This is a genomic window from Blautia sp. AF14-40, from assembly GCF_003479665.1.
Lineage (GTDB): Bacteria > Bacillota > Clostridia > Lachnospirales > Lachnospiraceae > Fusicatenibacter > Fusicatenibacter saccharivorans.
The window spans coordinates 42,893-55,560 of the sequence record NZ_QUHK01000022.1 but is presented as its reverse complement, the minus strand read 5'-3'; the positions used below and the strand labels follow the sequence as shown (position 1 = coordinate 55,560).

Below are 12,668 nucleotides of genomic sequence, written 5' to 3'. Positions count from 1 at the left end.
AGTTTGTGCAAAATTCGATATTTGCTCATTTATAGTATTAATTATAGGATTGACAAAGAAATGAGTCAATAAGAAAATAAGTATTGAAAATAGTTGGAACAAGTACTAAAATAAAGTTGGGACAATAAAACGGAGTTATACTGCGAGGAAGATTATGAAGAATAAAAAGATTAAATGCGATATATATACCAGAGTATCCACAACCATGCAGGTGGATGGCTACAGTCTGGATGCTCAGAAAGGAAAACTCAAGAGATATGCAGAATTTCAGAATATGGAAATCGTAAATGAGTATTCCGATGAAGGTAAGTCTGGAAAGAGCGTAGAGGGCAGACCGGAATTTCAGAGAATGTTAGATAATATTGAGAATGGAACAGATGAGGTACAGTTTGTACTGGTGTTCAAGCTTTCCAGATTCGGTCGTAATGCGGCAGATGTATTAAACTCTTTGCAGAGGATGCAGGATTTTGGAGTGAATCTGATCTGTGTTGAAGATGGGATTGACAGCTCAAAAGATAGTGGAAAGCTGATGATTTCTGTTCTGTCTGCGGTGGCAGAGATTGAACGGGAGAATATCCTTGTTCAGACAATGGAAGGACGTAAGCAGAAAGCAAGGGAAGGAAAATGGAACGGCGGGTTTGCTCCATATGGCTATGAATTGGTAAATGGAGAATTGCAGATCGCAGAGGACGAAGCAGAGATTATTCGTCTGATCTATGATAAATTTATTCATACAAATATGGGAATTTCTGCGATTGCTGCATGGCTGAACCAGCATGGATATAAAAAGAAAAAACGACAGAATAATACACTGGACGCATTTGCCGCTTCATTTATAAAAGGCGTTCTGGATAATCCGGTATACTGTGGAAAGCTGGCTTATGGACGAAGGAAGAATGAGAAAGTATCTGGTACAAGAAATGAATACCGTATTGTAAAGCAGGAAAATTATATGTTACACGATGGTATCCATGAAGGAATCATTTCGGAAACAGACTGGGAGCTGGCACATCAAAAACGGGAAAAAACAGGTGTGAAATATGAAAAGACACATAGTCTCGAGCATGAGCATATTTTATCCGGAATATTGAGATGCCCGTTATGTGGAAGCGGTATGTATGGGAATGTGAACCGAAAGAAAAAGAAAGACGGAACCTTATATAAGGATTATTTCTATTATGCCTGCAAACATCGTCGCCTGGTAGACGGTCATAAATGTGGATATCGTAAACAATGGAGCGAGGAGAAGATTAATAATGCAGTGGAAGAAGTTATTCGGAAGCTGGTGAAGAATCCTAAATTCGAAGAAGCAATTCTGAATAAAATCGGTTCAAGAATAGATACAGAAGAAATAGAAAAAGAGATTGAAGGATTAGAAAAGCAGCATAAGCAGCTGACAGGAGCAAAAGCAAGACTCGGACAGCAGATGGATAGTCTGGATATCATGGATAAATTTTATGAGAAGAAATATCAGGATATGGAGACAAGGTTATACCGTTTGTATGATGAGATTGAAGGCGTGGAGAACAGTATAGAAGAAGTCAAGAATCGCCTGCTGAATATTCAGCAACAGAAAATATCAGAAGAAAACGTCTATCAATTTCTTTTATATTTTGATAAACTATATGATAAGTTCACCGACCTGGAGAAGAAAGAATTTCTTAACAGCTTTGTAGAACAGGTGGACATTTATGAGCAGGAGCAGCCGGATGGCAGATTCCTGAAGCACATAAAGTTCCGCTTCCCGGTGTATTTTGGAGACAGGGAAATACAGGAACTTTGTTGGAACAACGAAAGTACCGTTGAGACGGTAGTCTTGATGTCAAAACAAAGAAATAAGGACCAGCTTCCAGGTCGAGACGGTGAAATCCGGCAACTCAACTCCCTGCGAGTGTATGGCCAATCAGAGGTCAGAGCGGATGGATTGTGTAGGAGTTGAGCGTTCTTCACTGTCTCAACTGTCGAGACAGTAGCAGAGAGCAGCAATGTAAAAGTGCCTTGCATTATTTGGATGCTGATAAGACAGAAATTTCGTGAAACAGACGAAGAGGCTTGTCTGAAAAAAGAAGGAATGAAAAAACAGGAGAGGAAAAAAGAAACATGGCAGTAAATAAAAATGGAATCGTAGTATTAGGAGCAGTTTTTGTGGATATCAAAGGTTTTCCAGAGGACATCTACGTCCCGGACGGCAGAAACGCCGGCCATGTCGAATACATCCACGGCGGTGTGAGCCGAAACGTGGTGGAGGATATCGCAAACCTGGAACTGCGCCCGACCTTCCTTGGAATCGCGGATAATACCGCACTCGGCGAGGATGTTGTGCGCAAACTGCAGCGCCACAAAGTCAATATCGAATACATGAAAGAAATCCCGAACGGTATGGGAACATGGCTTGCTGTCTTCGATCACAACGGTGACCTGGCGGGCTCCATTTCCCAGCGCCCGAACCTGATGCCGATTCTCGATATTCTGGAAGAAAACGGAGATGAAATTATCGAAAACTGCGATTCCATTGTGGCAGAGATCGATATGGACAAAGAGATCATCAAAAAGCTGGTACAGCTCTGTGAAAAATACGATAAAAAACTGTACGGCGTTGTCAGCAACATGAACATCGCAGTCAGCAGAAGAGATCTTCTGCAGAAATTTGACTGCCTGATCTGCAACCAGCTCGAGGCAGGCGTTCTCTTCTCCGATGATTACAGCGAAAAAACACCGGCCGAGATGGAAAAGATTCTCGCCGAGCGTCTGAAAGCGGCAAATGTTCCGGCCATGGTCGTAACAATGGGCGGCGACGGAGCGGTTTATGCGGAAGCAGACGGAGAGAGCGGCTTCTGCCCGGCGCAGAAAGTACAGGTAAAAGATACAACAGGAGCCGGTGATGCGTTCTGCGCAGGTGTTTCCGCCGGTCTGACCTATGGAAAAACGATTGGCAAGGCAGTTGAAATCGGTACGCGTCTTGCTGCATCCGTCATCACATCGTCGGAAAATGTCTGCCCGCGCTTCCGCCCGGAAGAGTTCGGCATCGAGGCATAGAAGGGGGCAGAAATGAAGTTACTGTACGGAACCGGCAACCCGGCAAAACTCGACGCGATGCGTCACCGCCTTGCCGGTCTTGGGATTGAGCTGATCGGGCTGAAAGATCTTGGCGGTGTTAAGCAGCCAGAGATTATCGAGGATGGAAAAACGCCGCTGGAAAATGCCAGGAAAAAGGCGGAGGCGTATTTCAACGCGCTTCATATGCCGGTGTTCTCCTGTGATTCCGGTCTGTATTTTGACAACGTGGCAGAGGACGACCAGCCCGGCGTCCATGTGCGGACCGTGAACGGAAAGTATCTGTCCGATGAAGAAATGACCGCGCATTACGCCGCCCTTGCAGAAAAGTACGGCGGCCTGACGGGACGCTACAAAAACGCAGTTTCGCTGATTCTTGATGCGGACCACCGCTATGACGCGATGGACCCGTCAATGGAGAGCGCTCCTTTCCGCATGGTCAGCACACCCCATCCGATGAGCAAAAAAGGCTTTCCGCTCGACCGTCTGTCGATCGATCTGCGGACCGGAAAATATTATTACGATCTGAATGAGCAAGAAGCCGCGCTCGATCAGCTTGCCGTGGAAGACGGTTTTCTGCAGTTTTTTGAGCGGGCAATGGAGGAATACCATAAAATGGAACGATATGAACTTCGAACCATCCGCCAGGATGAAATGGAACAGGGCGTTGCCATTGAGCTGGCGTGCTTTCCGCCGAATGAGGCGTGCTCCGAAAAGAGCATGCGCGAGCGGGTGCAGTACGCGCCGGAGCTGTTTCTGGCGGCAGTAGACAAAGAAACCGGAAAAATCGCCGGAACGCTGAACGGACTTGCAACAAACGAGACAAAATTCCGTGATGCCTTTTTCGATGAAATCAGTCTGTACGACCCGAAGGGAGAAAACGTCATGCTGCTGGGTCTCAGTGTCCTGCCGGAATACCGCGGCCAGGGAATCGCCCGCGCGCTGATGGAAGAGTACAGCCGCCGGGAACAGAAAAACGGAAGAAAACAGCTCATTCTGACCTGCCTGCAGGATAAGGTGGAGATGTACAAAAAGATGAATTTCCGCGACGAGGGAATCTCCGCATCCACCTGGGGCGGCGAGGAATGGCATGATATGACGAGAAAATTAAACGATTAAGAAAATTTGCAGAGAAAATCTCTTGTGTTAAAGTTTGCTGTAAGCGTTATAATAAAGAAAATCAAGCAAAACAGGAGGAACAACCACGAGCAGAATAAATTTTGGAGCAAAACCAAACATGTATCCACTTCCGGTTCTGATTATTGCAACATACGACAAAGATGGCAACCCGGATGCCATGAATGCTGCATGGGGTGTAGTCACAGATTTCAATGAGATCTCCATCAGCATGGGCGACCACAAGACAACAGACAACCTTGCCGCAACCGGTGCCTTCACCGTCAGCATGGCAACCGAGGATACTGTTGTTGGCTGCGATTACGTCGGCATCGAGTCCGGCAGAAAAGTTCCAGATAAATTTGCACGCGCCGGTTTCCATGCAACGAAGAGCGAATTCGTCAACGCGCCGCTGATCGACGAGCTTCCGATGGCACTGGAGTGCAAAGTGAAAAGCTTTGACAACGGCATTCTGGTCGGCGAGATCGTGAACGTCTGCGCAGACGAGAGCGTTCTGACCGACGGAAAGATCGACCCGAAAAAACTGAAACCAATCGCCTTCGACCCGGTCAACAACACCTATCTCGCCATGGGCGACAAAGTCGGCGACGCATTCGGTTCCGGAAAAGCCCTGAAATAAACACAGATGATGACATGACAGCGAATATGTAAAAATTTTATATATTCCCCTTGACAAACCACCTCCATCGTCTTATGATATGTATAAATTATATATATAAATATTTTACATATCAGAAACTAACGGAGGTGGTTTTTCATGTATTTTCCGGTATCAGCACTGCTGATCGAATTTATGATCCTGTCGATTGTGAATCGGGAAGATTCTTATGGATATGAAATCAGCCAGACGATCAAACTGGTTGCCGACATCAAAGAGTCGACACTGTACCCGATCCTGAAAAAACTGGAAAAGGCGGGCTACGTGACGACGTATTCCGCAGAGTACCAGGGCAGAAAACGGAAGTATTATTCGATCACAGAAGCAGGAAAAACACAGATGGCGTACCTGCAGGGCGAATGGAAGTCCTACCGTGACACCATTGACGACATTATCGTGTGGAGGAAAAAAGAATGACGAGTGGGGAATATCTGAAACAATTGGAAAAGTATCTGAGGAAGCTTCCGCAGAGCGACTATGAAGATGCGATGGAATACTTCACCGAGTATTTTGCAGATGCCGGTCCGGAAAATGAGCAGGCCGTGATCAAAGAACTCGGAACACCGAAACAGGCAGCCGCCGAGCTGATGCGGAATCTTCTGGACAAAAAAGTAGATGAACGCGAGGCAATGGAAAAGGAAGAAAAACGGAAAGAGAAGAAAAAAACGACAGGCGCCAACATCGTCTGGATCGCGATTCTCGCCCTGTTTGCAGCCCCGATCGGAGCCCCGATTCTGATCAGCATTCTCATCGTTCTGCTCTGCGCGGCCCTCTGTGCGGCACTGCTTGATATGAGCGTCTTTCTGATTGCAGTTGTCGGCGTGGCCGCCGGAATTAAGATGCTGCTGCGCGGCATTCTGGCAGTCTCGGTTTCCTTCGGCGGATTCTGCTTTATTACCGGAATGGGCGTTTTCATGCTGGGAATCAGTATTCTGTGCGCGGTGTTCGGCGTATACTTTGCAAAATGGATGGGACGGCTGTTCGTGTGGTGTACACGTAAGGTAACGAAAAAAGGAGGAAGCAGATCATGAAAAAATGGACAAAAACAGCATTACTGACAGGATGTGCCTGCTGTATTGCCGGTGCAGTGCTGATGTTCAGCGGATGGGCAAGCGGCGGAAAAGCATACGCGGAAACGTATGATCTGAATGCGATGAGCGGTTCTGCGAAGAAAGAAGACGGCATTTCCACACAGGAAAAGATAAAACTTGATGATTTTGATGAACTGCAGGCAGACCTTACGATCGGCGACCTGAACATCCTTCCGTCCGGTGACGATTCCTGTTATCTCGCCTGGCGGATTCCGTCGAAAAAAGGAGAGACTGCAGTGGAATATCGCGTGCGGGACGGTGTTCTGAGCATCGAAGAGACAAGCGCAGTGTCCGATACGATTTACATTAATATTGACTTTACGGAAGAAATCTTAAGTGGCGGTAAACAGTCGGAAACAGGAGTGATTCTGTATGTACCGGAAAAGAAGGTACTGAAAAAAATAGAGGTAACGATGGGATTCGGTGATGTGCAGATGAATGGCATCCAGGCGGAAAGCGGAAGACTGCAAAATGCGGATGGAGATATCACACTTTTCGGATGTGACATGCAGAATATCAAATGCAAAGCAGATTACGGTGATGTGGAACTGAAGAGTGGAACGTGGGAGAATGGGTCGATCACGCTGGAGGATGGCGATGCGAAAATCCAAAATACGAAGCTTTCCGGAGACGTGTCGGTGGAAAACTCCTACGGCGATATTGAACTTGAACTGGGTAAAAAAGATCTGGAACGGCTGGAAATTACGGCAAAGACAGATTTTGGGGAGATCGATGTACCGGATACCATGGAGAATCTGATGCAGAAAGAGGAGGACGAGCAGAGCTTTTCTTATGTACCGGATCAGCCAGCAGGCAGAATCACACTGATGACAAAGGATGGTGATATCTCGTTGGAAAACGATTAAGCGTTTCTGAATGTTCAGGGACATATGAAATTCCAGAAAAATCGCAAAGCATGCCCGCATGAATGAGCGTTTTTGGAAAATAAGACAAAAGTGACAAAAACACAGGAGGCTGTTTGGATGGTTTCACCAGAAAAAGGGAAATGATCCAAACAGTCGCTTGTTTTTTGTACTTAAATTTTCAGCTTTTAACTTGATTTGTAGATTGCGGTGCTTTAAAATAAAAGTAATCAAGCATTGTGGAACGGGCTCCACAGACCGGCAGCGGGGGAAAAGCCGGAACGAGTCAGAGAAAACAGCCCAGTGTCAGAATAGGAGTTAGGAGAAACTATGGCAAGTATTAGAGATGTCGCGATCAAAGCGGGAGTAGGAATCGGAACGGTATCCCGTGCACTCAATGGGAGCGGGTATATTTCCGATGAAACAAAACAGAAGATCATGCAGGCAGTGGAGGAACTGAACTATAAACCAAATGAGCTTGCCCAGAACCTGTTCCGCAACAAGTCCGGTTTTATCGGAATTGTTGTTAAGAATCTTTCACATCCGTTTATGGCATCTCTGGTGAAACATGTCGAGAATAATCTGTACACCAATGGCTACAAGTGCATGCTCTGCGAGGTTGGGGACAATCCGAACCGCATCGAGGAATTTGTGGAAATGCTGCAGCGAAATGTCATGGACGGCATTATCTGCTGTGCGGATATCCCGTCTTCTGTCAGCCTGGCGGAAATTCACCGTCCGATTGTCATGATTGACCGCTACGTCACCGAAGGGATTCCGTGTATACATTCCGACCATAAGCGCGGCGGTGAGCTTGCGGCGCAGGCGCTTTTGAGCGCAGGATGTAAGAATGTGCTCTATTTTGCATCGAGTGCAACAGAGCGTGGTTGCTCCATGGATCGTTACCGACGGTTTGCGGAAGTCTGCAAACAGCATAAATGTAAAATTACAGCGATTGATGCCGGAAGCAAGATTCTGAATTTTCAGAGCGGCCCGACGATCTGGAAAAAATACATCAGCCATTTTGATGGAATTGATGGACTCTTTACAGCCGATGTCACAGCGGCAGCGTGCATGAAGATGCTGCAGAAAAAAGGGATTAAGATTCCGAAAAAACTGAAGGTGGTTGGCTACGACGGCCTGGATTTTACCCGCTTTTTGACACCGGAGCTGACGACGGTCTGTCAGAATGTGCCGGAAATCGCAAAGCGGAGCGTGGACACAATCATCCGCATGATTGACGGAAAGAAGATTGAGGAGATGGAGCAGATTGTGGATGTGACCTTCCGAAAAGGAGAAAGTACCTGAAGATAACAAAACAGGGAATTACCGAATTTTGCATCATTTTCCGGGATTGCGATAGAACAGAAGAAGAACAGATATCAGAGACACTTGATCTGAAAAGAAAGGGTGTCTCTTTTTTATGTATAAAATAAAAATGAAATAAAACCAACTTATATACGGCAAAAGGGCAGAAAGACTGAGCAAAAGGATATGAAATCGCTGCTGAAACAGTTGCAATTGTCGAAAAAATAGTGAAAAACGGAAAAGTGGAACATATGGAACAGGAAAAGCATGGAACAGCGGAACATGTGGAACAGGAGAATGGGAGAAGAAAGAAGATAAGTGTGAATTTTATGAAAAACAGGATGCATATTGCACAAAAACACAAAATAAAAATTGTGAAAATATTGAAAATGACGAAAAAATATTGATGATTTGTTGACATTGGGCGAACTGCGTACTATGATACAGGTATGGAACAGGTTCCACAAGGCAAAGTGCCAAAACGGAAACGATGCAAATGTGGAACGAAAAGCGGTTGGTAAAGCTTTTAGAGAAATAAGGAGGGAACTATGAAGAAAAAAACGTCATCGCCGAAAACGGCAGAAAGTGGAAAATTGAAAAAAGCGCTCTCGTGCTGGCAGCTGTACATCCTGCTGATTCCTGCACTGATCTGGCTGATCGTTTTTGCTTACTATCCAATGTACGGCCTGATCATCGCCTTTAAAGATTTTAAAGGCCGCATGGGAATCATGGGAAGTCCGTGGGCAGATCCGATCTTCAAGTATTTCAAGATGTTCTTCAGTACCAGTATTGCCATGACGGCAATCAAGAACACGATCGTCATCAGTCTGGAGAGCCTGATCATCGGATTCCCGATTCCGGTTATCTTCGCACTCTTACTGAACCAGGTACAGAGAAGCGGACCGAGACGAATCATCCAGACCATCTCCTACGCACCGTACTTTATGTCAAACGTAGTTGTAGTCAGCCTGATTTCCGTACTGTTTTCCGCAAACGGTCTTGTAAACCACGCGGTTATGGGAGCCGGCGGAAAAGCAATCATGTTCACCAGCCTTCCGGAGTACTTCCGCAAACTTTTCATCGGAAGTAACATCTGGCAGACGATGGGATTCAACGCCATCATCTTCATCGCAGCACTGACCGCAATCAGCCCGGAATATTACGAAGCAGCAACGATGGATGGTGCTTCCAGATTTCAGAAGATCCTTTACATTGATTTACCTCTGATTATGCCGACCATCATCCTGATGCTGATCCTTCAGGTAGGTAACATTATGAACGTGGGATATGAGAAAGCTTATCTGATGCAGAACGGTACCAACACAACCGTCAGTGAGATCATTTCGACATACGTATACAAAGTAGGTCTCCAGACCGCACAGTACAGTTTTGCGACAGCCGTTGGCTTATTTAACTCCGTTGTAAACTTCATTATTCTGGTTATCACAAACGCAGTTGCAAAGAAGACCAGCGATATCAGTATTTTCTAAGAGTCAGGGGGCTTGAAAAATGGCAAATAATAACACTGTGAAAAAGAAAAAAGTAAAAATGAGTACGGGAGACAAGGTCTTTACTGTGATCAATACCGTTATCATGATCCTTGTCTGTATCGCAATTGTATATCCTCTGTACTACGTGCTTTTGGCATCTGTTACAGACCCGATTGTTGTAAGCTCCGGTAAATTCCTTCTCTATCCGGAAGCGTGGTACGCCAACGGATATGCAACCACACTGAAATATCAGCCGCTCTGGACTGGCTATGCAAACACCATCAAGTATACCGTATTAGGAACGCTGATTTCCCTGGTCTGCACAATTCCGGCCGGCTATGCACTTTCCAGATACGATATGGTAGGAAGAAAACCAATCATGTTCCTGTTCACCTTCACGATGTTCTTCAGCGGCGGCATGATTCCGATGTACTTAACGGTACAGCAGCTGCACATCTACAACACAACATGGGCAATGGTTCTTCCAGTAGCAGTATCTGCTTACAACCTGATCGTATGCCGCTCCTTCTTTGAAAGCGGTATTCCGGTCGAGCTTCTCGAAGCAGCAAAAATTGACGGTTGCAGCGACTTTGGATTTTTCTTCAAAATTGCAATTCCGCTGTCGAAAACCATCATCGCAGTTATGTGTCTGTTCTATGCGACTGCAATGTGGAACCAGTTCTTCAATGCACTGATGTTCCTGCAGGATGACGGCAAGATGCCTCTTCAGGTCGTTCTTCGAAACCTGGTACTGATGAACCAGTCCAACCAGATGGGAAGTAGTGCTTCTGAGATGGTAACAAAACAGAAACTGGCTGAGCAGTTAAAATACTGCGTTGTAGTTGTTTCCGCATTCCCGCTGCTGTGCGTATATCCTTTCCTGCAGAAATACTTCGCAAAAGGTGTTACGATCGGTGCAGTCAAGGGCTGATACAGAACAGAAAAGTTATCGTTACAGAGTTCATGGCTACAACAGACATGATTTTATAGTAGAAACACAAAAATATTTACGTATTTCACTGCCGAAAAGGCAGCAAAATAAAGGAGGAACAACATGAAGAAAAAAATCGTATCCGTATTACTGGCAAGCCTTATGGTAACCAGCATGCTCGCAGGCTGTGGAAACAGCTCGGGCAGCTCAAGCAGCTCCGGTGCAGGAAGCACAGGAGGAGACACCACATCTGCATCCGGTACAGAGGCAGGTGACACAGGTCTCACAGCAGAAGAGCAGGAAGCAGTAGATGAGGGAATCATCCAGCTCGATGGTACTCTTCCGATCATCAAAGATCCGGCAAAATTCGAAGAGAAATACGGAAAAATTTCCGCTCTAATCGTAAACTCTGCAGACAGAACCGTAGAAGTAGGCGACCTGGCTATGTGCAAGAAATGGTTCGAGGACACAGGAGTAGAGTTTGACTGGCAGCCGATCCCGCAGGAGAGCGCAACAGAGAAAATCAACCTGATGCTTTCTTCCGGACAGGATCTTCCGGATGTATTCTGGAACTTCGGCGATGGTAAATCCGGAAACACCGTAGTTCAGTACGCAGACCAGGATGTATTCCTTCCAACCGAAGGCCTGATCGAAGAGTATATGCCGAACCTGAAAGCATTCCTCGATGACAATGAGCAGTATCAGCTTGAAATCACCGCTCCGAACGGCCATAAATATGGATTCCCGTACGTAGAGGAAATGAAAGGTCTTGTATTAACACCTGGACCATTCGTGATTAACAAAACATGGCTGGATAAAGTAGGCAAAGAAGTGCCGACAACCGTAGACGAGTGGGTAGACTGCCTGAAAGCATTCCGCGACGGCGGCGATCTGAACGGCAACGGCGAAGCTGATGAAATCCCAATGGCAACCTGGTTCGGTGCAACCGATACCTTTGGTTCCTACAACCTGTTCTATCGTTTCACAGGTGCATTCGGATGCGCTGACTCCTACTGCGGCGGAAATGCATATGCGGATCACTTAAGACTGGTTGATGGAAAAGTTACCTTCACTGCAACAGACAAAGCATTCAAGAAAACAGCAGAATTCTTCAATATGCTGTATGAAGAAGGACTGATCTGGAACGGCTCCTTCGAGGCAGACTCCAGTATGGCATTCAACGCTTCCCTGATCAAAGAGAACGTTGCAAAGATCGGTTCCTTCGGTGTTTGGGGCGATCAGGAAATTACAAACCAGGAAGTACATGATCAGTACGTAGCAGTTCCAAGACTGCAGGGCGAAGACGGTATGACCGGTTTCGAGTGTAACTACTCTGAGCTGCAGGATTCTTCCGATACAGCAATTACAACAACCTGCAAATTCCCGCACGTTGTTGCAAGATTTGTAGATTACATGGTAGGCGATCCGGAAATTTCTGTTACATCTAACTGGGGTGCAATCGGATACAACTATGAGAAAGACGAGGACGGCATTCTTCGTACACCACTTGATGAAAATGGAAACTACAAACCTCTGAATCCGGATTATAAGAACTTTGGTGAGGCTCGTGTAAACTCTACAACCTGCCGTGGTTCTATGATCGTTCAGAACGAGTACTATGACACCGTTTGCGGATACACCTTCGATGCAGTAAAACTTCTCGAGATGCAGAAAGAAAACGGTAAAGATGACATCATGGAAGAGTATGACACTATTCCGCGTGTTCTGATGACCCAGGAAGAGATTCAGCGTCTGGCACAGATTCAGCCGACCATCTCCGATATTGTTGATCGTTACATCACCACATGGGTAACTGGCGGCGTTGATGATGCAAGCTGGGATTCCTATAAAACAGAGCTGGAAGGCGCTGGCTTGAATGAACTGGTTGAGATTTACCAGGGCGCAGTAGATCGAGCAGCTTCTGCAGCAAACTAAAAATCGTGCGAAAAGCGGTTGCGAAAAAACAGTAACGTAAACGATTTGCAATTGATATTCTATAACTAAAGAAATTCTAAATGTGGCCATGTTGTATCCCATATAACATGGCCATATTTAAAAAGAAGACTATTTCGTTTGTATTTCTTTTTTGTTGAAGTTCCAAATGGAAAACGATAAAATAGGAAAAGAGAGAACAGG

Annotated in this window: 12 protein-coding genes; all 12 read left to right on the top strand. The window is 45.9% G+C overall.

The window, feature by feature from the left end; all coding sequences use genetic code 11:
- The first annotated feature begins 154 nt into the window (after positions 1-154).
- The 12 genes from DWW13_RS14120 (at position 155) to DWW13_RS14070 (ending at position 12,467) form a co-directional block, all read left to right on the top strand.
- The gene (locus tag DWW13_RS14120; RefSeq protein ID WP_226906416.1) at positions 155-1,939 is read left to right on the top strand and encodes a recombinase family protein; all 1,785 of its coding nucleotides are present in this window, start codon (positions 155-157) and stop codon (positions 1,937-1,939) included.
- 161 nt (positions 1,940-2,100) lie between these two features.
- Positions 2,101-3,036 carry a carbohydrate kinase family protein gene (locus DWW13_RS14115; RefSeq protein WP_118720392.1) on the top strand — a complete coding sequence of 312 codons (936 nt, stop codon included), beginning with the start codon at positions 2,101-2,103 and terminating at the stop codon, positions 3,034-3,036.
- A 12-nt stretch (positions 3,037-3,048) separates the two neighbouring features.
- On the top strand, positions 3,049-4,173 hold the full coding sequence (locus DWW13_RS19905; RefSeq protein WP_082424539.1) for a non-canonical purine NTP pyrophosphatase: 1,125 nt from the start codon (positions 3,049-3,051) through the stop codon (positions 4,171-4,173).
- 118 nt (positions 4,174-4,291) lie between these two features.
- Positions 4,292-4,810: a flavin reductase family protein gene (locus DWW13_RS14105; RefSeq protein WP_118720390.1), complete on the top strand. Its 519-nt coding sequence runs from the start codon at positions 4,292-4,294 to the stop codon at positions 4,808-4,810.
- 138 nt (positions 4,811-4,948) lie between these two features.
- Positions 4,949-5,266 (top strand): PadR family transcriptional regulator, encoded by a 318-nt coding sequence (locus DWW13_RS14100; RefSeq protein ID WP_117509934.1) that lies wholly within the window; start codon positions 4,949-4,951, stop codon positions 5,264-5,266.
- On the top strand, positions 5,263-5,880 hold the full coding sequence (locus tag DWW13_RS14095; protein WP_118659492.1) for a DUF1700 domain-containing protein: 618 nt from the start codon (positions 5,263-5,265) through the stop codon (positions 5,878-5,880). Before DWW13_RS14100 ends, DWW13_RS14095 begins: the two co-directional genes overlap by 4 nt.
- The gene (locus DWW13_RS14090; protein WP_022461552.1) at positions 5,877-6,806 is read left to right on the top strand and encodes a DUF4097 family beta strand repeat-containing protein; all 930 of its coding nucleotides are present in this window, start codon (positions 5,877-5,879) and stop codon (positions 6,804-6,806) included. The genes DWW13_RS14095 and DWW13_RS14090 overlap by 4 nt, the downstream gene beginning before the upstream one ends.
- Before the next feature lie 327 nt (positions 6,807-7,133).
- Positions 7,134-8,111 carry a LacI family DNA-binding transcriptional regulator gene (locus tag DWW13_RS14085; RefSeq protein WP_022461553.1) on the top strand — a complete coding sequence of 326 codons (978 nt, stop codon included), beginning with the start codon at positions 7,134-7,136 and terminating at the stop codon, positions 8,109-8,111.
- Positions 8,112-8,362: 251 nt separating this feature from the next.
- Positions 8,363-8,518, top strand: coding sequence for a hypothetical protein (locus tag DWW13_RS18885; protein WP_158565053.1), 156 nt, complete (start codon positions 8,363-8,365; stop codon positions 8,516-8,518).
- 141 nt (positions 8,519-8,659) lie between these two features.
- On the top strand, positions 8,660-9,601 hold the full coding sequence (locus tag DWW13_RS14080) for an ABC transporter permease (protein WP_022461554.1): 942 nt from the start codon (positions 8,660-8,662) through the stop codon (positions 9,599-9,601).
- A 19-nt stretch (positions 9,602-9,620) separates the two neighbouring features.
- Positions 9,621-10,532: a carbohydrate ABC transporter permease gene (locus DWW13_RS14075; protein WP_118700360.1), complete on the top strand. Its 912-nt coding sequence runs from the start codon at positions 9,621-9,623 to the stop codon at positions 10,530-10,532.
- 123 nt (positions 10,533-10,655) lie between these two features.
- Positions 10,656-12,467, top strand: a complete 1,812-nt coding sequence (locus tag DWW13_RS14070; protein WP_118720388.1) for an extracellular solute-binding protein — start codon at positions 10,656-10,658, stop codon at positions 12,465-12,467.
- The last annotated feature ends 201 nt before the right edge of the window (positions 12,468-12,668 follow it).